At 68.2% G+C, this 20,393-nt stretch carries 20 protein-coding genes and 1 pseudogene; 10 read left to right on the top strand and 11 right to left on the bottom strand.

Annotated elements, in window-relative coordinates:
- The 5 genes from AVME950_RS11880 to AVME950_RS11860 form a co-directional block, all read right to left on the bottom strand.
- Entirely contained in the window at positions 1–1,011 is a 1,011-nt protein-coding gene (locus AVME950_RS11880; RefSeq protein ID WP_284396881.1) for a zinc-binding alcohol dehydrogenase family protein, read from the bottom strand.
- A gap of 59 nt (positions 1,012–1,070) precedes the next feature.
- The gene (locus AVME950_RS11875) at positions 1,071–1,847 is read right to left on the bottom strand and encodes a transporter substrate-binding domain-containing protein (protein ID WP_272567691.1); all 777 of its coding nucleotides are present in this window, start codon (positions 1,845–1,847) and stop codon (positions 1,071–1,073) included.
- An 80-nt stretch (positions 1,848–1,927) separates the two neighbouring features.
- Positions 1,928–2,656 carry an amino acid ABC transporter ATP-binding protein gene (locus AVME950_RS11870; protein ID WP_284429975.1) on the bottom strand — a complete coding sequence of 243 codons (729 nt, stop codon included), beginning with the start codon at positions 2,654–2,656 and terminating at the stop codon, positions 1,928–1,930.
- Positions 2,640–3,290: an amino acid ABC transporter permease gene (locus AVME950_RS11865; RefSeq protein ID WP_284429974.1), complete on the bottom strand. Its 651-nt coding sequence runs from the start codon at positions 3,288–3,290 to the stop codon at positions 2,640–2,642. The genes AVME950_RS11870 and AVME950_RS11865 overlap by 17 nt, the downstream gene beginning before the upstream one ends.
- Before the next feature lie 18 nt (positions 3,291–3,308).
- Positions 3,309–3,992: an amino acid ABC transporter permease gene (locus AVME950_RS11860; protein ID WP_284429973.1), complete on the bottom strand. Its 684-nt coding sequence runs from the start codon at positions 3,990–3,992 to the stop codon at positions 3,309–3,311.
- A gap of 217 nt (positions 3,993–4,209) precedes the next feature.
- Between AVME950_RS11860 and AVME950_RS11855 the strand changes: the two genes are divergently transcribed.
- Positions 4,210–4,902, top strand: coding sequence for a FadR/GntR family transcriptional regulator (locus AVME950_RS11855; RefSeq protein WP_284426163.1), 693 nt, complete (start codon positions 4,210–4,212; stop codon positions 4,900–4,902).
- A 267-nt stretch (positions 4,903–5,169) separates the two neighbouring features.
- Positions 5,170–6,855 carry a methyl-accepting chemotaxis protein gene (locus tag AVME950_RS11850; RefSeq protein WP_284429972.1) on the top strand — a complete coding sequence of 562 codons (1,686 nt, stop codon included), beginning with the start codon at positions 5,170–5,172 and terminating at the stop codon, positions 6,853–6,855.
- 23 nt (positions 6,856–6,878) lie between these two features.
- Here AVME950_RS11850 and AVME950_RS11845 read toward each other — a convergent pair whose 3' ends face one another.
- Genes AVME950_RS11845 through AVME950_RS11835 form a run of 3 tightly spaced genes read right to left on the bottom strand, consistent with a single transcriptional unit; the run spans position 6,879 to position 8,477 of the window.
- Positions 6,879–7,613, bottom strand: a complete 735-nt coding sequence (locus AVME950_RS11845; protein ID WP_284429971.1) for a response regulator — start codon at positions 7,611–7,613, stop codon at positions 6,879–6,881.
- The gene (locus AVME950_RS11840; protein WP_284429970.1) at positions 7,606–8,256 is read right to left on the bottom strand and encodes a response regulator; all 651 of its coding nucleotides are present in this window, start codon (positions 8,254–8,256) and stop codon (positions 7,606–7,608) included. Before AVME950_RS11840 ends, AVME950_RS11845 begins: the two co-directional genes overlap by 8 nt.
- Positions 8,223–8,477 (bottom strand): hypothetical protein, encoded by a 255-nt coding sequence (locus tag AVME950_RS11835; protein WP_284429969.1) that lies wholly within the window; start codon positions 8,475–8,477, stop codon positions 8,223–8,225. The genes AVME950_RS11840 and AVME950_RS11835 overlap by 34 nt, the downstream gene beginning before the upstream one ends.
- A gap of 86 nt (positions 8,478–8,563) precedes the next feature.
- Between AVME950_RS11835 and AVME950_RS11830 the strand changes: the two genes are divergently transcribed.
- Complete coding sequence (locus AVME950_RS11830) at positions 8,564–9,352, top strand: ABC transporter substrate-binding protein (protein ID WP_284429968.1); 789 nt, start codon at positions 8,564–8,566, stop codon at positions 9,350–9,352.
- Position 9,353: 1 nt separating this feature from the next.
- Positions 9,354–11,912, top strand: a complete 2,559-nt coding sequence (locus tag AVME950_RS11825) for a sensor histidine kinase (protein WP_284429967.1) — start codon at positions 9,354–9,356, stop codon at positions 11,910–11,912.
- Between the two features lie 66 nt (positions 11,913–11,978).
- Here AVME950_RS11825 and AVME950_RS11820 read toward each other — a convergent pair whose 3' ends face one another.
- Entirely contained in the window at positions 11,979–13,013 is a 1,035-nt protein-coding gene (locus AVME950_RS11820) for an isopenicillin N synthase family dioxygenase (RefSeq protein WP_372588157.1), read from the bottom strand.
- Between the two features lie 578 nt (positions 13,014–13,591).
- On the opposite strand from AVME950_RS11820, the gene AVME950_RS11815 reads away from it, so the two are divergent.
- From AVME950_RS11815 to AVME950_RS11795, 5 genes are all read left to right on the top strand, one after another.
- A complete protein-coding gene (locus tag AVME950_RS11815) occupies positions 13,592–14,620 on the top strand; it encodes an ABC transporter substrate-binding protein (protein ID WP_284426158.1) in 1,029 nt (342 codons plus the stop codon).
- 16 nt (positions 14,621–14,636) lie between these two features.
- Positions 14,637–15,161 carry a nucleoside deaminase gene (locus AVME950_RS11810; RefSeq protein WP_284429966.1) on the top strand — a complete coding sequence of 175 codons (525 nt, stop codon included), beginning with the start codon at positions 14,637–14,639 and terminating at the stop codon, positions 15,159–15,161.
- 88 nt (positions 15,162–15,249) lie between these two features.
- The gene (locus AVME950_RS11805; RefSeq protein WP_284429965.1) at positions 15,250–16,080 is read left to right on the top strand and encodes an urease accessory protein UreD; all 831 of its coding nucleotides are present in this window, start codon (positions 15,250–15,252) and stop codon (positions 16,078–16,080) included.
- A 178-nt stretch (positions 16,081–16,258) separates the two neighbouring features.
- Positions 16,259–16,762, top strand: a complete 504-nt coding sequence (locus tag AVME950_RS11800; protein WP_284426156.1) for a tlde1 domain-containing protein — start codon at positions 16,259–16,261, stop codon at positions 16,760–16,762.
- Positions 16,759–17,148 carry a hypothetical protein gene (locus AVME950_RS11795; RefSeq protein ID WP_284429964.1) on the top strand — a complete coding sequence of 130 codons (390 nt, stop codon included), beginning with the start codon at positions 16,759–16,761 and terminating at the stop codon, positions 17,146–17,148. The genes AVME950_RS11800 and AVME950_RS11795 overlap by 4 nt, the downstream gene beginning before the upstream one ends.
- A 34-nt stretch (positions 17,149–17,182) precedes the next feature.
- On the opposite strand, the gene AVME950_RS11790 is transcribed toward AVME950_RS11795, so the two are convergent.
- Together AVME950_RS11790 and AVME950_RS11785 are read right to left on the bottom strand one after the other, a co-directional pair.
- Complete coding sequence (locus tag AVME950_RS11790; protein WP_284426154.1) at positions 17,183–18,013, bottom strand: SDR family oxidoreductase; 831 nt, start codon at positions 18,011–18,013, stop codon at positions 17,183–17,185.
- A 167-nt stretch (positions 18,014–18,180) separates the two neighbouring features.
- A complete protein-coding gene (locus tag AVME950_RS11785; RefSeq protein ID WP_284430239.1) occupies positions 18,181–19,056 on the bottom strand; it encodes a DMT family transporter in 876 nt (291 codons plus the stop codon).
- A 442-nt stretch (positions 19,057–19,498) separates the two neighbouring features.
- On the opposite strand from AVME950_RS11785, the pseudogene AVME950_RS11780 reads away from it, so the two are divergent.
- Positions 19,499–20,392: pseudogene (locus AVME950_RS11780) on the top strand (DUF6402 family protein).
- Position 20,393 lies beyond the last annotated feature (1 nt).

Raw genomic sequence — 20,393 nt, 5'->3', positions numbered from 1 at the left:
TCAGACTTCCACCAGGGCCTTGACCACGCCCTGGGCGGGGTCCAGCAGCCGCGCGAAATCGGCCGGCACGTCGGCCAGGGCCATGCGGTGCGTGTTGAGCGCCGCCGTGGGCACCTGGCCCGCGCGCATGGCGGCCAGCACGGTCTCGAAGTCTTCGGTGGTGGCGTTGCGGCTGCCCAGCAGCGTGGTCTCGCGCTTGTGGAATTCGGGGTCGGAGAAGGTGATGGTGTCGCGCACCACCGAGATCAGCACGTACTTGCCGCCGTGCGCCACGAAGCCAAAGCCGCGCTCGATGGCCTTGGCATTGCCCGTGGCATCGAACACCTGGTCGTAGAACTCGCCGCCCGTGGCGGCGGACAGCTGCGCCTCGTCGCCCTCGCCCAGCGCCACGGCATGGGCCACGCCCAGCTCGCGCTGGCAAAAGGCCACGCGGTCCTGCCGGCCGTCGATGGCCGTCACCTCCGCGCCGCGCAGCTTCGCGAAGATCATGGCGGCCATGCCGATCGGGCCGGCCCCCACCACCAGCACGCGCTGGCCGGGCTGAACGTCGCCCCGGCGCACGGCGTGCGCGCCGATGGCGAGGAACTCGATCATCGCGGCCTGGTCCAGCGTGGCGCCCTCGGCGCGGTGCACGAAGGCCTCGGGCAGCGAAAGCACCTCGGTGAAAGCGCCGTCGCGGTGCACGCCCAGCACCTGGATGTTGACGCAGCAGTTGGTCTTGCCCTGCCGGCAGGCCACGCAGGTGCCGCACGACAGGTAGGGCATGACGTAGACCACGTCGCCCACCGCCAGCCGCCCGCCAGGCACGGCCTCTTCCACCACGCCCGACAGTTCGTGCCCCATCACCCGCGGGTACTGCAGGAACGGCTGGTTGCCCGTGTAGATGTGCAGGTCGGTGCCGCACACGCCCACGCGCTTGACGCGCAGCAGCACTTCGCCCTCTCCGCGCACGGGGCGCTCGCGCTCCACGGCGCGCAGGGTGCCAGGGGTTTCACAGATGACGGTCAGCATGGGAGGCTCGCAATGCAGGAAAAAGAGGGGTGGGTGGGTCGGTGGACTGAGCCGCTGGCTCAGTTGCCGCCGTGGTACTTCTTGTAGATCGCCACGAGCTTGCCGTTCTCGGTGTTCTTGGTGATCCAGTCGTTGATCCAGGCCTTCAGCTCGGGCTCGTTCTTGCGCAGGCCGACGCCGAGCGGCACCTTCTGCATGACGAACTTCTGCACCAGGTCCTTCTGCGGCGATTTCGCCAGGACCGTGTTCACGATGGCGGGCGAGGTGGCGATGATGTCCGCCTGCCCGCTCACCGCGGCGGTGACCAGCGTGGCGTCGTCGTCGAAGCGCACGATCTGCGCGCCCTTGGCGCCCTGCGTGACGACCTTGTCGTTGTTGGAGCCGCGCGTGGTGGCCACGCGCTTGCCCTGCAGGTCTTCGAAGCCCTTGATGTCCGCGGCCTTGGGGGCGGCGACCACGGCGAGGATCTGCGCGTAGGGCACCGAAAAGTCGATGACCTTCTCGCGCTCGGGCGTGACCGACAGCGAGGCGACCACGATGTCGGCCTTGCCCGTCTGCAGGAACGGGATGCGGTTGGGGCTGGTGGTCTGCACCATCTCCAGGGCCACGCCCAGGTCCTGCGCCAGCAGCTGCGCGGTCTCCACGTCGGAGCCCACGGGCTTCATCGCGTCGTCCACGAAACCGTAGGGCGGCGATCCGGTGTCGAGAGCGATGCGGATCTTCTTGGCCTCGCGGATGTCCTTGAGCAGATCGGCATGGGCGCTGCCGGCGCCGAAGGCCATCAGGGCGGCCGAGGCCAGCAGGGTGCGCAGCAGGAAGGAACGCGGTGTTGTCATGGGGCTTTGTCTCCGTGTGAAAAGGAAGGGTTGGGGGTCGGCCCCGTCTGGCGCGGGGCTCGGGAATCACCGTGGCAGCGCTACAGGCCGTTGCCGACGAAATCGCGCAGCTCGGTGGTGGCTGGCGCATCGAGGATCGAGGCCGGACCGTGCTCCCACACGCGGCCCCGGTGCATGAAGATGACTTCGTCGGCCACCTTGCGCGCAAAGCCCATCTCGTGCGTGACGAGGATCATGGTCATGCCGCCTTCGGCCAGCTTTTCCATCACGCGCAGCACCTCGCCGGTCAGTTGCGGGTCCAGCGCCGAGGTCACCTCGTCGAACAGCATCAGCTGCGGCTGCATGGCCAGCGAGCGGGCGATGGCCACGCGCTGCTGCTGGCCGCCCGACAGCTGCGAGGGGTAGCAGTCGGCCTTGTCGGACAGGCCCACCTGCGCCAGCACGGCCTGGGCGCGCTCGCGCACCTCGGCCTTGGCGGCCTTTTGCACCAGGCGCGGGGCCAGCATGATGTTCTCCAGCACGGTGAGGTGCGGGAACAGGTTGTAGCTCTGGAACACGATGCCCACGTCGCGGCGCAGCTGGTGCAGGTTCAGCCCCGGCGCGGTCACCTCGTGGCCGCACACGCGGATGCGGCCGGCATCCACCGTTTCCAGCCGGTCGATGCAGCGCAGCGCCGTGCTCTTGCCCGATCCGCTCTGGCCGATGATGGCGACCACCGAGCCCTTCTTCACCGTGAACGACACGCCTTCCAGCACGCGGGTGGCGCCGAAGCACTTGGAGATGTTCTCGATCTCAACGATGGGCGACATGAAAGCTCCTCTCCAGGCGCCGGCTCAGCACCGACAGCGGGTAACACAGGGCGAAATACAGGGCGGCCACGATCACGAAGATCACGAACGGCTCGAAGGTGGAGTTGTTGATGATCTGGCCCGCCCGCGCCAGCTCCACGAAGCCGATGGCCGAGGCCAGCGAGGTGTTCTTGACGATCTGCACCATGAAGCCCACGGTGGGCGGCGTGGCGATCTTCACGGCCTGCGGCAGGATCACGTGCCACACGCGCTGGTGCCAGCGCAGGGCCAGGCATTCCGCGGCCTCGGCCTGCGTGCGCGGCACCGACTCGATGCAGCCACGCCAGATCTCGCCCAGGTAGGCCGACACGTAAATCGACAGCGCCAGCGCCGCTGCCGTGAGCGGCGCCACGTTGAACCCGAGCGAGGGCAGGCCAAAATACGCCAGCGGCAGCAGCACCAGGAGCGGCGTGCCCTGGATCAGCTTGATGTAGAGGGACACGGCCAGGCGCGACCAGCGCGGCCCGTACGAGCTGCCCAGCGCCACGGCAAAGCCGAGCAGCCCGCCGCCGGCGAACGCCAGCAGCGAAAGCCCCACGGTCCACAGCAGGCCGTCGAACAGGAAATGAAGGTGCGATGCGTTGAGAAAGCCCATGGTGCGTGCCTGCGGCTTTCAAAGGGGGGTGCCCAGGCGCCGGCGGCGCGGGAAGGCGACCATGGCCACCAGCCACAGCGCGCCGCGCATCACCAGCGACATGGCCAGGTACGCCGCGGCCACGATGAGATAGGTCTCTACCGAGCGGAAAGTGTCCGACTGGATGCGGTTGGCCACCGCCGTCAACTCCTCGGCCGAAATCTGCGAGCAGATCGACGAGGCCAGCATCAGCAGCACGTACTGGCTGGACAGCGCCGGGTACACGCGCTCGATGGCCGGCGGCAGCACCACATGGCGCAGCGTCTGCCAGCGCGACAGGCCCATGCACTCGGCCGCCTCCAGCTGGCTTTTGGGAATCGACTCGATACCGGCCCGCACGATCTCGCTGGTGTAGGCCCCCACGTTCACCACCAGCGCCACGATGGCCGCGGTGAAAGCGCCCACCTGCATGCCCAGCGAGGCCAGCCCGAAGTACACGATGAACACCTGCACCAGCAGCGGCGTGTTGCGGATGACCTCGATGTATACCCCCGCCAGCCGGGCCAGCCAGCGCGAGCGGCCCGTGTTGGCCAGGGCGCAGAACACGCCCACCAGGAAGCCGAAGAAGGTCGATGCCAGCGACAGCGACAGCGTGGTCCACGCCCCTGCCAGGAGGTCGGGCCAGTAGGCCAGCGGCGCGGAGAAGTCGAAAGCGTAGTTCAAGGCAGTGTCGGCGTGCGGACCGCTCGGCGGCCCATCGCAGGGGTTTCTGGTAAGGCCAATTTGAGCGCCAAATTCAAATTGGCCTTACCGGGTTAACCCCAGCCGCAGGGTTTTCAGCGATCCAATGCTTGGAATCTAGTGATTTCACCCTCTACACTGCGCGCAGCCCCTCGTTTGGTCAGGCCATATGGTCTGGCCAATTTCATGTACACGCTCGATGAACGACTCCACCAAAGCCCTCGAATCCCGCCGCCTGTACCAGCAGATCGCGGACAAGGTGCGCCTGCTGATCCAGCAGGGCGATTACCGGGAAGGCAGCCGCCTGCCGCCCGAGCGCGATCTGGCGCAGCAACTGGGCGTGTCACGCCCCTCGCTGCGCGAGGCGCTGATCGCCCTGGAGATCGAAGGCAGCGTGGAAATCCGCATGGGCTCGGGCGTGTATGTGTGCAGCCGCGCGCTGCGGCGCTCCGCCCTGCCCCCTTCCATGGGCGAGAGCCCGGCCGAACTGATGCAGGCGCGGGGCGCGGTGGAAGGGGCGGTCATCGTGCTGGCGTGCGTGCATGCCACGCCGGACGGCCTGGTCCGTGTGCAGGCCAGCATTGACGCCATGCGCGCCGACATCGCGGCCGGGCGCGACGTCCTGGAGCACGACCGAGAGTTCCACGTGCGCATCGCGGAGATGACCGGCAACTCGGTGCTGGTGCGGCTGGTGGGCAGCCTGTTCGACGAGCGCCGCGGGCCGCTGGCCAGCCACATGCGCGAGCGGCTGGAAGGCCAGCCGACCTGGCACGCGGCCCTGGCCGAGCATGAGCAGATCTACCGCTGCCTCGCGGCGCGCGACCCCTTGCTGGCGGAGTCGGCCATGCGCTCGCACATCCGGGCGGCGGCGGACCGCTGGGTGATGCCCTGAGCTTCGGCACCGAACGCTGAGCGTCGGGCGCGGCGCCCTGCTCTTTTCCTTCGCTGCTTCTTCATCGTCGCGCCGAGCCTCACGCCGGATGCGCCACTCCGTCCTGTTGCCGCTGCCTGGACCACCGTGCTCTGGGGGCCGAGCCGTGGCCTGCGCGACTGGCTGCCAACGAGCGCACACCCAGGAAACGTTTGCACACGTTTGAAATGAAAATGGCATAATTAATAAAAATGATATTTTCACCACCGTATTGACGAGGCACTGACCATGCAACACCTAAAGATCTCCACCCGATTGATCATCGGATTCGGGCTGCTCGCCACCCTCGGCGTCGCCATTGCGCTGCTCGCTGCGCTCCGCATGCAGGGCCTGGCCAAGGACCTGGCCGAGGTGTCGGCCAACCGCATGGTCAAGGTGGCACAGTTCACCGACATCAAGGACAACCTGAACAACGGCGCGCGCGCAGTGCGCAACATCATCATCTCCAGCGACCCGACACTGCGCCAGGGCGAGAAGAAGAAGGTTGCCGAAGCTCGCGCGGCCAATGCCGCACTGCTCCAGCAGCTGGATGCGTCGCTGGCCCTGCCGGTGACCCGCGAGCAACTGCGCATCATCAACGCCAACCGCGAGCCTTACAACCAGGCCATCGATCGGGCCATCGCTCTGGCGGAAGCCGGTGACAGCGCAGCGGCGGGAACGTTACTGATCAAAGAAGTGCGCACCCTGCAAAACGCCTTGTTCGGCGCCGTGGACGCATCCCGCGAAATCCAGCGTGGCCTGGCCAATCAAGTCGCCAAAGAGGCCCTGGCCCATGCCCACAACATGGCCGTGGTGCTGGGTGTGGCCGCAGCGCTGATGCTGGTCGTCAGCGTGCTGGTCGGCTGGCTCATCGTTCGTGATCTCTCCCGTTCGCTGGGCGCCGAACCTTCCGCGTTGGCGGCAGCCGCCAACAATGTGGCGGCCGGCGACCTGAGCGCGGCACTGGTGGTACGCAGCGGCGACACGGTGAGCGTGATGGCCGCCATGGCCCGCATGCAGGAGGCGCTGACTTCGGTAGTGGCCACCGTGCGCCATGGCTCCGACGGCGTGGCCACGGCCAGCGCCGAGATCGCCCAGGGCAACAGCGACCTGTCGGCCCGCACCGAACAGCAAGCCAGCGCGCTGGAAGAAACCGCGGCCTCGATGGAGGAACTGTCCAGCACCGTGAAACAGAACGCGGACAACGCCCGCCAGGCCAACCAGTTGGCCGTGAGCGCATCGACCGTCGCCGTTCAGGGCGGTCAGGTGGTGAACGACGTCGTGAGCACGATGAAGATCATCGACGATAGCTCCAAACGCATCGCCGACATCATCGGCGTGATCGACGGCATCGCCTTCCAGACCAACATCCTGGCGCTCAACGCCGCCGTGGAGGCCGCCCGGGCCGGCGAGCAAGGCCGTGGTTTCGCGGTGGTGGCCAGCGAAGTGCGCAACCTGGCGCAGCGCAGCGCAGAGGCCGCGAAAGAGATCAAGTCACTGATCGACAGCAGTGTCGCCCAGGTGGGCGAGGGCACGGCGCTGGTGGCGAAGGCCGGCAGCACCATGACCGAGGTGGTCACGGCCATCCGCCGCGTCACCGACATCATCGGAGAGGTGAGCGCCGCCAGCACCGAGCAAAGCCAGGGCGTAGCCCAGGTGGGCGAGGCCATCGTCCAGATGGACCAGGTCACCCAGCAGAACGCGGCCCTGGTGGAGGAAAGCGCTGCGGCAGCCAGCAGCCTGAGCACGCAAGCCCAGCAACTCCTGCAGGCCGTGGCCATTTTCAAGCTCGGCGCACAAACGGGCGTGAGCAACGCCATGGCACACCAGGCAGGTCCATCGTTCAGCGGGCAGGCGGGCGTCGGAAAAAGGCGTGCCCAGCCCGTAGCGGACCCCCGTGCCATCCCCAGGCTTAGCGCCATGGCCGGCCGCTGACGAAGGCGCCCTGCGGCTTCAGATCAAGCGTTCAGATGATCTCGCAGGGCTTTCCAGCCGGCCACAGCGGCAGGAACGTCTTCGGCGCAGGCGGCCTCTTCGAGGCGGCTGGCCACTTGGTGGCCTTCGCTGCGGCCCAGCGTGAGCAGTACGGTGCGCAGGTTGTGCGCCAGCCGGCGCAGCGCGGCCAGGTCGGCCACGGCGGCGGCCCGGTCCCCCTCCGCGCGATCCTTGGGGAATTGCAAAAGGCAGCGCTCGCGATAGCTCTCGAACAGGCGGCGGTTGTTGGCGAAGTGCGTGGCCACCGCGAGGGTTTCGTGCTCCGCCAGGCCCTCCACCGCCGGGGCGGCAGGCGCGGGCGGCGCAGGGGGAGGACTTTGGCCGGCCAGTTGCAGGGCATCCCGCACGCAGCCTTGCAGATCGCCCACCGAAGCCGGTTTGGCCAGCGTACGCCAGATGTTCATCGACGCCAGTTGCTCGCGCACCTTGGTATTCAATCCCGCGCTGAACACCACGACCTTGGCGTCCGCGGCGAGGGAGCGGTCGGCGGCCATGCGCTGGATCAGCCCCATGCCGGATTCTCCGGGCATCATCAGATCGGTGATCACCAGCTGGACACGGTGCTCCGCCAGAAACTGCAGCGCCTGCTCCACGCTGCTGCAGATCTGCAGCCGCACCGGCAGGTCGTCGAGCACCATGCCGACGAAACGGGACACCAGGGCATCGTCTTCCACCAGGAGGACGACGGGATCATCCATGGCGCAGCGTTTCCAGGCAGGCCTGCAGCGCCCCGGGCAGTTCGGCGACCAGCCGGGGCTTGTGGATGACGGCCACGCCCTGCAGGGCGAAGGCATAGGGCGCGCGCTGCGACTCGTCGAGCGAGGTCACCACGATCAACTCGCTGCGCGCGAACTGGGAATGGGACCGCAGCGTGGTGATCAGGGTCGCGCCATCCAGTCCGGGCAGCAGGATGTCCACGATGAGGATGTCCGGCTGCAGTTGCCCATACAGGGCCAGGCCGGCAATGCCGTCGTCGGCCACCTGCAGCCCCAGTTCGGGAAACTGCTGCTGCACGATGAGCTGGATGAGGTTCTGGAAGTGCGTCGAATCCTCGATGAGCAACAGCAGGGGCTTTTTCGGCGCGCCGGCCTCGGCCCCGGGCCGCGCGTCGTCCGCTCGTCGGTTGTGCGGCGGGGAGGGGGCGGCCTTGTTGCCCTGCAGCCATTGCTGAACGGACGCGCGGGAAATGCGCCGGTGTCCGCCGGGCGTCTTCCAGGCTTGGAGCTCCCCGCGGTCCACCATGAGTTGAACGGATCGAACGGCCATGCCGAGCAGCTTGGCCACCTCCAGGGTGGTGCAGTGATCGGTCAGATCGGAGATCTCAGGAACAGATGTTGCCATGCGTGAATTGTGCCGCTGTTGGGTTCAAAACAAACAAATTTAAAGATGATAAAAATGATTTTTCTGATTAAAATCCGCCCATCGCGCCATTTTTTTATTTCTATCATTTTCTCACCGCCCACGCCATGGTCATCACCGCTCGTCGCCCCCGCACCAGCGCCTGGCAAAAAGCCCGCTTCGCGCGCCCATGGATCGGGCAGGGGCCTATGATGCACGGACACCCCAGGCCGCCCTCCCGGCCGGCCCGCATCCCGAGGACATCGCGTGCCCTTTTCCCTGCAGGGCACGGCCCTGAAGAATGGATGGCATGAAGCGGATCGCCCTTTCCCTGTCGCTGCTGATTTGCATGGCCGCGTGGCCGGCTGCAAAGGCCGAGTCGGTGTCCGACCGGGTGCGCTCGACCGGGGTCTTGCGGGTCTGCATCTGGCCCGACTACTACGGGGTGACCTACCGCCATCCTCGCACGCGGGAGTTGAAAGGCATCGACATCGACCTGTCGGCCGAACTCGCGAAAGACCTGGGCGCGCGCCTGGAGTACGTGGATTCATCCTTTCCATCGCTGGTGGCCGACCTCACCAGCCGCCGCTGCGATGTGGCCATGTCCGCCATCGCCGTGACGCCGCAGCGCCGGCAGGTGCTGGACTTCACGCAGCCCTACCTGCACAGCGACGTGTATGCCATCACCACCAAGAACAATGCGGTGGTCACGCAATGGGCCGACATCGACCAGCCCGGCGTGCGGGTCGGCGTGCAGCAAGGCACCCTGACGGGGCCGATCATGACGGCGCAACTGCACCATGCGCGGGTGGTACCGGTCGACGCGCCGTCCACGCGCGAGCAGGAGCTCATCTCAGGCCGCGTGGATGTGTTCATGACCAATTATTTCTACAGCCGCCAGTTGCTGGACAACGCCAACTGGGCCAAGCTCCTCGTGCCGGCGCATTCGATCCAGGTCGTGCCCTACGCCTACGCGGTGCGTCCCGGCGATGGTGCGTGGCTGCGGCAGATGAACGACTTCGTGGTCCGCATCAAGCGCGATGGCCGGCTCAAGGCCGCCGCGGAAAAGAACGGCCTCGGCCAGGTGATCGAGCCCTGAAATGACGATGAAGCGCCGCGCGCCCTCCCCCCCATCGCCCGCGGCGGAACCGGCGCTGCGCTTTCGTGGGCTGCCGGCGAGCGGCCTTGTGCTGGCCGCCGGCGTGGCGGCCGCGCTGCTGGCCGCGGCCGCGATGGCCCTGCTGGCTGTGAACGACATGCGCGCGACGATGACCGCCAGCCAGGTACAGGCCCAGCTGCTGGCCCGAATCATCGAAGACCAGGCCGCCCGCACGTTCGATGCCGGCGACATGGCACTGGGCGTGCTCGCGCATTCGCAGGCACTGACCGAGGCACCCACCAGCACGCAGGCGATGGAGGTCGCGATGCGGCAGGTGCTGGCGGGGCTGCCCTTCATGCGCGGCGTGGCGGTGGTGGACACCAAGGGCCTGGTGGTCGCGAGCACCGTCAACGGCGAGGCCGGCACCTTCATCGACGTCACGGGCCTGGGGCCCTGGGTGGAGGAAGAACGCCAGCGCATCGGCCCGCTGGTGCCGGGCCGCAGCCTGGGCAGCCTGCGCCGCACCACGCCCCCCGACGTGGCTCCGGCGGGCATGTCGTTCATACCGCTGCTGCGCGGCTTTCGCACCAACGGCGGCCGGGACATGATGCTCGTGGGGCTGGTCAACCCTGGCGCGCTGTCGAACTTCCAGTACCTCACGCTGGAGTCCCTGAGTTACGACGCGGTGATCGCCACAGACGACGGCCAGGTGCTGGCCAGCTCGGCGCCCGCCGCCGCCCTGGCCGGCCGGCGGATCGACCACCTGCCCGTCTTCCACAGTTACCTGCCCCACCGCGACTTCGCCAGCTACGTCGGCCAGGGCGTGCTGGGCGGCGACCGCATCCTGGCCTTTCGTGCCTCGCGCGACAAGCCGCTGGTGGCGATCGTGGAGGAGCCCTACGCGATGGCGCTGGACCGGTGGCTGCAGGAAGCCCGGAGCATGCTCGGCATCGGCCTGGCCGCCGTGCTGCTCGCCCTAGGACTGACCGCGACCGCCTGGCGCGGCCTGCGCGCGCGCGAGGCCGCGCAGCGCTCGATGAACCTTGCACAACGCAAGATCGCACAGAGCCAGCACGATCTGGCGGTGCTCATCAGCAGCGTGCAGGAGCTGATCTTCCGCACCGATGCGCACGGCGTCATCACCTATGCCAACGCGCGGTGGGACACGATCAGCGGGCGCAGCCCCTCGCATGCCGTGGGGCAGACTCTGCCGGACATCGTGGACTCGATCAGCCGCAACGAGGTCCTGGCCATGCTCGACACCGAATCCACGGCGCAGGCGCGCACCTGCCAGGCCCTGATCCGCAGCGCCGATGGCCGACACCTGCTGTTCGAGCTGGCGGTGGTCCCGCTCGTGAGCGAAGGGCGCATTGCCGGCTTCGCCGGCAGCGCAGTGGACGTGACCGGCCGCTGGGAAGCGCAACTGAAGCTTCAGGCCCAGCTGGCCTTCCAGAACCTGCTGCTCGAAACCAACCCCCTGCCCATGTCCCTGACGGACAAGAACCATTGCGTGGTGCTCGTGAACCGCGCCTGGGAGGAATACAAGGGACGGGGCCGCGCGCAGGTGATCGGCGAGCGGCTGCATGCCTTCCTTCCGCCGGACGAGGCCAACGTCGTGGTGGAGGCGAACCAGTGCCTTCTGATGCAGGGCGGCAAGATGACGCTGGAGACCCGGCTGCTGCACGGCGACGGCACGCACCGCGACGCCCGCGTCTTCAAGGCGGCGCTGACCGACGAGATGGGCCATGCCACTGGCGTGCTGAGCATCCTGATGGACGTGACCGATTTCCGCATGGCCGAGCGAGCCATCCAGGAGGCGCGCACCGCGGCCGAGGAGGCCTCGCGCACCAAGTCGGAGTTCGTGGCCAACATGAGCCATGAGCTGCGCACGCCGCTGCAGTCGATCATCGGGTTCGCCGAACTGGGCACGCTGCGCAGCCCGGCCGATGCGCGGCTGGCCGGCATGTTCAACGACATTCATGCCGCAGGGCAGCGCATGCTCACACTGGTCAACGACCTGCTGGATGTGGCCAAGATCGAAAGCACGGTGGGCACCTTCCACCTGGAGCGCACCGACCTGCGCGGGCTCATCCGCTCGGTAGCGCGGGAGTTCGACCCCCTGCTCGCCCGGCACCGGCTGTATCTGCATCTGGACCTGCCGGATCTGCCGCTGGTCGCCAAGGCCGATCCGCTGCGGTTCCAGCAGGTCGTGCGCAACGTGCTGGCGAACGCGGTCAAGTTCTCGCCCGGGGGATCGACCATCGAGCTGCGCGGCTTCATGGACGGCCTGGGGCAGATCCACATCGAGATCGAAGACAGCGGACCGGGCGTGCCCGAGGAGGAACTCGAGCGCATCTTCGAGGCCTTCATGCAGTCCAGCACGACGCGCGACGGCTCTGGTGGCACCGGCCTGGGGCTGGCCATCTGCCGCAAGATCGTCGAGGCCTTCGGCGGGCGCATCCATGCGAGCAACGCGGCCCAGGGCAGCGTGTTTCACATCGTCCTGCCGGCGCGCGGCGCGTCCGAAACCATGCCGGCGCCGCTGACCTCGACGGTGTAGTGCCTGGGACCTGCTGCGGACTGGCTAAGCCCCGCGGCCGGGCCCTTCGAAAGCCGCCTGACGCGCTCAGTACTTCGCGAAATTCGCCGTGATGCGCTGGCGCAGGTAGTCGCCCGCGGTGATCGGCGGGTACTTGCGGCCCGGCCCTTCCACCACGGCATCCTCGTTCGCCTGGCAGAAGAACGCCAGGCTATAGCGCGCGCCCTGGTATTCGTGGGGCAGCGGATTGCGCACGCGGTGGAAGTTGCTGGGCAACTGGTCATCGCTCCAGCGCGTCAGCATGTCGCCGATGTTGCAGGTGATGACGCCTTCGGCCGGCTCCACGCTGGTCCACTGGCGGCTCTCCATTTCCTTGCCGGGCAGCACCTGCAGCCCGCCCTGGCCCGGGCGCTGGAACAGCAGCGTGAGGCAGTCGAAGTCCGTGTGCGCGCCCGCGCGCCACAGGCCCAGCTCGTCCTTGAGCGCCGGGTCCACGGCGAAGTAATGGAGCATGCGCAGGGTGCTCTGGTAGGCCGCGCTCGACGGGTCGTGCGCGCGGGTGAAGAAGTCCGGATCGAACCCCAGCCGGTCCGCAAAGCACGACAGCAGCTGCATGCCCACGTGCCAGCACTGCGCCTCGAAGCGCAAGGTGGCTTCCTGGAACCCCGGCAGCTCAGCCTCGCTGGGCCACAGGCCCGCCATGCGCGGCCGGGTGACCTGGTAGGACTCCTTCTGGTCGGGCGTGCGCGTGGACGGGCGCACCTGCGCCTTGTGCTCCCAGCCGGCATTGCGCGCCAGCGGCCACTGCGCCTTGGTCTCGCGCGGCAGGTCGAAGAACGCCTCGGCGCGCGCGAAGGCGTTGCGGATGTCCTCCACGGCAATGCCGTGGCCGGTGACCTGGAAGAAGCCGATCTCGACCGAGGCGCTCCACAACTGCTCGGCGATCTCGGCCTTGCGGTGCTCGAAGTCGGACAGGTCGATGCGCCGGATTTCTCGGGCGCTGGTTTCAGCGCCCATGCCGCCCATGCGGGCTTCCTTTTCCAGTTCGCCGCGCACATCGGCGGTGGCGTCTGCGGGGTCGGCAGGGGAGATGGCGGGGGGGTTGGCGGTGCTCTGCTGCATGGCGGGTTTCCTCTTTGGATGAACCAAGGCCCATGGCGGACACGGCCAGGCAGGCACGCGCCACGGGGCTCTTGAAGGGGACAAAGGCGGCGACCGTCGGCACGCATTCGCCAGGACGGCAACGGCGCGCCGGCGGCCACCACCGGCTTCAAGAGCAATGACCCGCCGATGGCCCGCGCGGTGCGGGCCATCGGGCTGAACGCTTCTACTCTTGCGGGGCGTGCAAGCAAATCGCAGGCCAATCCGTGTGCAGCGGGTGGGCAGGTGCCATGGCGCAGCGGCTGCACGCGCCGCGCCGCCGCGCCTCACCGCAACGGGGACGGCCATGCACCAGCCGCGTGCCTGCCCCGCCGGGAATGCACCAGCGGCGACACGCCTCGGCCATGCCTTACCCACCCACCCCGATGGGGCTCGAACTGCGTTGTGCAGGCACGCTTCATGCAACGCCGCCTCCGAGTAGAAGCGTTCAGCCCGGCCCGTTCCCCACAGCGCCGTTGCCCGGAAATTGCTCAGTTCGCACCGATGCACGGCGCAGATGCGCCGTGGCCGGTCGTTACCCCGAACCTGGAGCCACCGCCATGCAACGCCGCCGATTCCTCGCCACCTCCGCCACCACCCTCCTGTCCGCCACCCTGGCCGCGCCCGCCGTGCACGCCCAGGGCAAGGCCACCACACCGCTCAAGTTCACGCTCGACTTCCGCGTGACCAGCCAGACCGCGCCGTTCTTCCTGGCCGCCGCCAACGGCTACTACAAGGACGAGGGACTGGACGTGGCCATCGACGTGGGCTCGGGCTCCGTGGCCTCGATCACGCGCGTGGCCAGCGGGGCCTACGACCTGGGGCTGGGCGACATCAGCGCGCTGGCGGAGTTCCATGCGCAGAACGCCGATGCGCCGGTGCAGGCCATCTACCAGTACTACAACCGCGCGCCCTTCGTCATCATCGGCCGCAAGGACCGCGGCGTGACCACCGACTTCCAGTCGCTCAAGGGCAAGCGCGTGGCCGCCGCCGCCGTGGAATCCACGCGCCGCAGCTGGCCCATGGTGGCGCGCCAGCTCAACACCAGCCCCGACCTGTTCCAGTGGGTGACCACCGACTTCAGCGCGCGCGACAACGTGATGGTGCGCGGCGACGTGGACGCGGCCACCTATTTCCACGACTCGGCGGTATCCCTGTTCGCCCGCATGCCGCCACAGGACCTGGCCGTGCTCGAGTACGGCAAGACCGGGCTCAATCTCTACGGCAACGCCATCCTGGCCGGCCGGCTGCTGCAGGAGCGGCCCGACGTGGCGCGGGCCTTCCTGCGCGCCACGAACCGGGCGCTGCGCGAGACGCTCTCCAACCCCGACGCGGCGATGGCCGCCATCAAGGCGCGCGAGCCCATCCTGAACATGGACATGGAACGCGCCCGCTGGGCCATTACCCGGCAGTACCTCGCCACGCCCGAGACGCAGGCCATCGGCCTGGGCGGCGTGCAGGCGGACGTGCTGGCGCGGCAGATCGACGAGATCGCCACCACGTTCGGCCTGGCCCGCAAGCCGGCGGCCGAGCGCGTGTTCAACCCGGCGTTCCTGCCCCCTGCGGCCGACCGCAAGGTGCCGGCCTGACAGCGGAGACCGCCCGATGAACATGCCTGCCTCCCCCACTGGCGAACTGCCCGAGGAAGTCCCCCTCGCCCCGCGCGACGGCCTGTACCTGCGCCGCGCCATCGCCCTCGCCGACCAGGCCCGCGCGCGCGGCAACCGCCCGTTCGGCGCCGTCATCGTGGGTGCGGACGACCGCATCCTGGCCGAGGCCTGGAACGCCAACGGCGAGACCGGCGACTGCACCGCGCATGCCGAGACCTCGGCCGTGCGGCTGGCCAGCCCGCACCATCCGCGCGAGGCCTTCGCGCAGGCCACGCTGTATTCGTCCGGCGAGCCCTGCGTGATGTGCGCGGGCGCGATCTTCTGGGCCAACATCGGGCGCGTGGTGTACGGCATCGACGCCGTGCGGCTGCGCGCCTTTCGCGGCGAGCGGCTGGACCAGCGCGACGCCGAACTGTCGTGCCGCGACGTGTTCGCGGCCTCGTCCCATGCCATCGAATGCATCGGCCCGGCGCTGATCGAGGAGTCCTCGGCCTCGCACCGGGGCGCGTGGAAAGCCTGAAGCCCATCCCCTGTGCCCGGTCGGCATCGAATCGGCCCGATGCCGGCGGATATCATGCCGGTCTAGCTCACGATTTGATAGCAACCGCATGACCTGGCACGCCCACCTGCAACTGGACTACCGCCGCGAGGCCGAGCGCACGGTGGCGCGCTTCGAACACGGCGGCCCGCTGCGCATCCTGCAAAGCCTGTACCCCGAAGGCGACGCGGTGTGCCACAACGTGCTGGTGCACCCGCCCGGCGGGTTGGTGGGGGGCGACACGCTGGACATCCGCACCACCGTCGCGGCCGGCGCGCACGGCCTGGTCACCACCCCCGGCGCCACGCGCTTTTACCGATCCACCGGTGCCCCTGCCTTGCAGCGCGCGCACGCCGTGCTGGCGCCCGGCGCGCGGCTCGAATGGCTGCCGCTCGAAGCCCTTTGCTACAACGCCTGCCAGGCCGAGAACCGGCTCACGCTGGAGGTGTCCCCGGGCGCCGAATGCCTGGGCTGGGACGTCACCGCGCTCGGCCTGCCCCACGCAGGGCAACCCTTCGAATCGGGCCGTTTCACCCAGCACATCGAGGTGCCGGGCGTGTGGCTGGAGCGCGGCCGCATCGACGCGGCGGACCGGCTGCTGCTCGACGGCCCGCTGGGCCTGGCGGGGCACCGCTGCATGGCGTCGGTCTTCTTCATCGCCGGCGAAGCCCTGACGCGCGAGCGGCGCGAAGGCGCGCTGGACGCCGCCCGCGCCGCCATCGACGGGCACCCGTTGGCCGCCACGGCCGGCGCCACCAGCCCCCATCCGAACATGGTGGTGGTGCGGGTGCTCGCCCCCGTGGTGGAGCCCGCCATGGGCCTGCTGCAAGCCGTGTGGGGGGCTTGGCGTGCACAGTGCTGGGGCATGGCGGCGCAGCGGCCGCGCACCTGGTCGGTGTAGCGCGCCAGAGGGCGCGCGTTCAGCGTGCGGCGTGCGATACGTCCCGACACCCGACATTACAAAAACGCACGGGCCCCGGCAGAGCCCCCTCCTAGAATCGGCCGGCCGCGCTGAACCGCCCGGGCGCCCTGCCCGTTGCGCATGCCCTTTTGCGCGGCGACAACCCTTTCACCCTGCCATGTCCGATCCCTACGCCCTGGAGCGCAGCCGACCCCACGCCCCCGGATGCCTGCAATCGAAAATCGCACTGCAATTCGACGGAAAAGTCCTGCGCGGCACGGGCACGCAATCCGTCCTCGCGCTGCCCGCCGTGTCCGGCAAACCCAAGAACGGCCAATTCGACTACTCCACCGAATGGCAGAAGACCCGCAACGCCGGGCCCATCCCCGAAGGGGACTACTGGATCCAGCCGTCCGAGATGTGGGCCAACAACTGGCTCAAGAACCTGTACCGCTCGCCGCGCGCGGCCTGGGGCAATTTCCGGCTGACCATCCACCCCTATCCCGGCACAGAAACCTACGGGCGCGGCGGCTTCTTCATCCACGGCGGCTCGACGCCGGGCAGCGCCGGCTGCATCGACCTGACCGTGCACATCGACAAGTTCGTCGAAAAGCTCAAGAGCGAACTGGGAGGCCTTCCCGAATGCTACATACCGCTCACCGTCCGCTACCCACCCCAATGAAGGCCCGAAGCACCACCGCGCTCCTGGCCCTGGCCCTGGCACCGGGGCTGGCCATGGCCGAAGTCAGCGACAAGACGCCGGCGCTCTGGCACATCTGGGCCGTGGCCCTGGGCGCCTCGGCCGTGTGCATGGCGGGCATGGCCTGGCGGCGGTGGCTGGGCGCGGCGCTGGCCGTGGTGCCCGCGCTGTGGTTCGCCGGGCTGCTGCTGGAGATCCACTCCACCGACGTCGGGCCCTACCTGTATGCCGAGCAGGGCTGGAGCTACTACCTGCAGGCGTACCTGGCGCTCGCGGTGTTCCTCGCCAGCCTTGTGCTCGGCCTGCGCCTGGGCGAGCGGCGGCGAAGGGCATCCGGCGCGGCGGCCGGGGCCCAGTCGCGGACTTGAAGGGCCTGCCGCCCCCAAGGCGGCCCTCTTCGCGTCAGAACGTGCCCGGAAACGCCCCGCCGTCGGCCAGGACGTTCTGCCCTGTCAGGTAGCCCGCCTGCACGCTGCACAGGAACGCGCAGATCGCCCCGAATTCCTGCGGCGTGCCGTAGCGGCCCGCCGGAATGGCCGCCTGGTGCGCGCGGCGCACATCGTCTTCGCTCTTGCCGGTCTTCTGGACGGTCGCCTGGATGTTGGCCGACAGGCGATCGGTGTCGAACTTGCCCGGCAGCAGGTTGTTGATCGTCACGCCCTTCGCCGCAATGGAACTGCGCGAGGCGCCCGCCACGAAGCCCGTGAGGCCGCTGCGCGCGCCGTTGGAAAGGCCCAGGATGTCGATGGGCGCCTTCACCGCGCTCGACGTGATGTTGACGATGCGCCCGAAGCCCCGTGCCGCCATGCCGTCCACCGTGGCCTTGATCAGCTCGATCGGCGTGAGCATGTTGGCGTCCACCGCCTTGATCCAGGCATCGCGGTCCCAGTCGCGGAAGTCGCCCGGCGGCGGGCCACCCGCGTTGGTGACCACGATGTCGAACGCCGCCCCGGGCCCGCCCGCCACCGACAGCGCGGCGGCCCGGCCCTCGGGCGTGGTGATGTCCGCCGCCACGGCCAGCACGATCGGCTGCGGGTGCTTGTGCGCCAGCGTGGCCGACTCGTTGGCCGCGGCGGCCAGCAGCTGCGCCGCGGCCTGGTCCAGCGCCTCGGCGTTGCGGGCGTTGATCACCACGTTCACGCCCTCGCGCACCAGCGCCTCGGCGCAGCCATACCCCAATCCCTTGCTGGCGCCGCACACCAACGCCCATTTACCGGCAATACCCAGGTCCATAGTCTCCTTTCACGGCCGGTCGTCCGGCCCGTTGCGAATCACACCAAGAGGCACCGAAGGCGCCCTGCTTCCGGTGCGCCAGCGATCGAAGGACCATGATACGAAGCGCGACGCGCCAGCGCCGGGCAAGGGGAATGCGCGGCGCCAGGCACCGGCTCCGCAGGACGTCAGCCCGCGGGCTTGCGCGCCGCCATGCGGGTGAAGACGAAGATGCCCGTGAGCACCAGCGCCGTGCCCGACGCCACCCACAGCGTGAACGGCTCGTCCAGCAGCCACACCCCCATCAGGATCGTGGACAGGGGCCCCACCATGCCGGCCTGCGCGGCCAGGCCCGCGCCCACGCGCTCGATGGCCATCATCACCAGCAGCACCGGCACCGCCGTGCACAGCGTGGCGTTCAGCAACGACAGCCACAGCACCTCGGGCGCCACCACCGCCGCGCCCAGCGGCCGCAGCACCGCGAACTGCAGCAGGCAGCACACGCACGCCACCGTGGTCGCCAGGCCCACCAGGCGCAGCGAGCAGATGCGCTTGACCATCTCGCCGCTGTACACCAGATAGACCGCATAGCTCACGGCCGACAGGAACACCAGCAGCACCCCCCAGGCCACGTACGCGCCCTGCAGGCCCGCCTCGTGCCCGAACACCAGCACCACGCCGCAGTAACTGATCGCCATGCCCAGCATCTGCCCCCAGCGGATGCTGCGGCGATAGAGCATCCAGCCCAGCACCACCACCAGGGTGGGGTTGAGGTACAGGATCAGCCGCTCCAGGCTGGCGCTGATGTACGCCAGCCCGGCGAAGTCGAGAAAGCTCGCCAGGTAGTAGCCCGTGAACCCCAGCCACGCCACGCCCGCCCAGTCGCGGCGCGTGAGCGGCGGCTTGCCCCGGCTAGCCCACCACGCCATGGCCGCGAAGATCGGCAGCGCGAACAGCATGCGGTACATGATGAGCGTGACCGCGTCCACGCCGTGGCGATAGGCCAGCTTGACGATGATGGCCTTGCCGCTGAAGGCGATGGCGCCGACCAGGGCCAGGGCCATGCCGGCGGCCACGCCGGCATTCGGCGCGGGCAAAGGCCCCGAGGGCTGCACTGGAACGGAAGCGGACGCTTCGACGGCAGGGGCCGTGGAGCGCGCGGTATCGGGGGGTGTGGACTGCTGCATGGATTCGGCGGGTTGGGCAGCCCGGTGCGTTGGCCGGGTGCGCATTCATTCAGTGTCGCATGCAGGTGGCCGCACAGCCATCGGCCCTGTGCGCGGCCCGCCCCGCGATCAGCGATACCGGCGAAGTCGCGGTGCTTTGCGGCGGCATTGCGGGCGGTGCGGGATGGCTCCGCGAAGCACCACGATCATTTGCTGAACGGTTACGTCCCGCAACCAATCCATACAGCGACGGCCGGGGAATCAAGCCATTTCTTCGCCATAATCCGCCCCGTTTCACGCAAGCCTCAGCGTGACTGAAAAACAAAGGGAGTCAGGGTCAATGGTCGATCTTCTGAAGGCGCCGCAGGAAGCCCTGCGGTCCGTGCTCGGGCGCAAGAATGCGCCGCAATATGCCACCCGCCTGTTCCAGTTGCGGGACATTCCATCGGTGATGCGCTCGCGCTTGGGGTGGCCGGTAGCGGCGGCGTTGATGGAGCGGTGGTTCAGCAGTGCGGCCTTCGCGATGTCTCAGGAAATGAAAGAAAGCCGAGCGCCCTATCGGCTGAGTCAATTGAGCCCGGCGCAATTGGAGGCGACCACCGTCACTATGGCGTGGGCTCTGGGATTCGCACGCGTCCAGAATGCGATGGTCAGCCTGCAAGCCAAATGGTCGAGTCCAGCCGGAATTGCACAGCTGAAAGACCGTGTTGAAAAGCAAAGCAGGGGACGCAATCAATAGTGCTGGCGCTTTGGCGACTTGAATCAACCCGCCAAAATACTTGAAGACACCTGCCAGGTGAATTACCTCGCGTTTGGCCAATGGAGCGATCCGATGGACGACTTCTACGGCGCAATGGGCGAGACGCAGGTCAACGTGGCGGTGTCTGGATTGGTGACCCCACAGGGGCCAGGTAAAGCGACTGTGGACATCAATGAACTGGGCTTCTATTTGCGCGATGCCTACGATTTCAATGACGGCAAATCTTTCATTTCTCAACCGCTGGGCTGCTGGGGCTTCAGTGGCGTGGAATGTGGAGTTCGCACGCAGTTGAGCGTGCCTCTGCAGGAAGTGGTCGTGGACGAACCACCTGCGGCCGTGCAGAACCGCAAGTACATCGTCCAGAACAAGGATTTCCGCAACTGGCGCACGAAAAATCAAAGAGGAGGCGACTTTATGGTGCTATCGGATGTGCATCGAGTGCGGCTCCCTTTTCCACAAAAAATCTCTTGGTGAG

Source organism: Acidovorax sp. SUPP950, assembly GCF_030158935.1.
Lineage (GTDB): Bacteria > Pseudomonadota > Gammaproteobacteria > Burkholderiales > Burkholderiaceae_C > Paracidovorax.
The sequence above is the reverse complement of the archived record's forward strand: the minus strand, read 5'-3'. Positions and strand labels throughout refer to the sequence as shown.

Excerpts from the sequence above, each read along its gene's own strand:
- AVME950_RS11790 (WP_284426154.1), bottom strand. The coding sequence starts at position 18,013 with ATGGACCTGGGTATTGCCGGTAAATGGGCGTTGGTGTGCGGCGCCAGC.
- AVME950_RS11810 (WP_284429966.1), top strand. The coding sequence starts at position 14,637 with ATGAACATGCCTGCCTCCCCCACTGGCGAACTGCCCGAGGAAGTCCCC.
- AVME950_RS11785 (WP_284430239.1), bottom strand. The coding sequence starts at position 19,056 with ATGGCCCTGGCCCTGGTCGGCGCCATCGCCTTCAGCGGCAAGGCCATC.
- AVME950_RS11830 (WP_284429968.1), top strand. The coding sequence starts at position 8,564 with ATGAAGCGGATCGCCCTTTCCCTGTCGCTGCTGATTTGCATGGCCGCG.
- AVME950_RS11845 (WP_284429971.1), bottom strand. The coding sequence starts at position 7,613 with ATGGATGATCCCGTCGTCCTCCTGGTGGAAGACGATGCCCTGGTGTCC.
- AVME950_RS11850 (WP_284429972.1), top strand. The coding sequence starts at position 5,170 with ATGCAACACCTAAAGATCTCCACCCGATTGATCATCGGATTCGGGCTG.
- AVME950_RS11855 (WP_284426163.1), top strand. The coding sequence starts at position 4,210 with ATGAACGACTCCACCAAAGCCCTCGAATCCCGCCGCCTGTACCAGCAG.
- AVME950_RS11795 (WP_284429964.1), top strand. The coding sequence starts at position 16,759 with ATGAAGGCCCGAAGCACCACCGCGCTCCTGGCCCTGGCCCTGGCACCG.
- AVME950_RS11825 (WP_284429967.1), top strand. The coding sequence starts at position 9,354 with ATGACGATGAAGCGCCGCGCGCCCTCCCCCCCATCGCCCGCGGCGGAA.
- AVME950_RS11815 (WP_284426158.1), top strand. The coding sequence starts at position 13,592 with ATGCAACGCCGCCGATTCCTCGCCACCTCCGCCACCACCCTCCTGTCC.
- AVME950_RS11875 (WP_272567691.1), bottom strand. The coding sequence starts at position 1,847 with ATGACAACACCGCGTTCCTTCCTGCTGCGCACCCTGCTGGCCTCGGCC.
- AVME950_RS11880 (WP_284396881.1), bottom strand. The coding sequence starts at position 1,011 with ATGCTGACCGTCATCTGTGAAACCCCTGGCACCCTGCGCGCCGTGGAG.
- AVME950_RS11840 (WP_284429970.1), bottom strand. The coding sequence starts at position 8,256 with ATGGCAACATCTGTTCCTGAGATCTCCGATCTGACCGATCACTGCACC.
- AVME950_RS11800 (WP_284426156.1), top strand. The coding sequence starts at position 16,259 with ATGTCCGATCCCTACGCCCTGGAGCGCAGCCGACCCCACGCCCCCGGA.
- AVME950_RS11865 (WP_284429974.1), bottom strand. The coding sequence starts at position 3,290 with ATGGGCTTTCTCAACGCATCGCACCTTCATTTCCTGTTCGACGGCCTG.
- AVME950_RS11820 (WP_372588157.1), bottom strand. The coding sequence starts at position 13,013 with ATGCAGCAGAGCACCGCCAACCCCCCCGCCATCTCCCCTGCCGACCCC.
- AVME950_RS11870 (WP_284429975.1), bottom strand. The coding sequence starts at position 2,656 with ATGTCGCCCATCGTTGAGATCGAGAACATCTCCAAGTGCTTCGGCGCC.
- AVME950_RS11805 (WP_284429965.1), top strand. The coding sequence starts at position 15,250 with ATGACCTGGCACGCCCACCTGCAACTGGACTACCGCCGCGAGGCCGAG.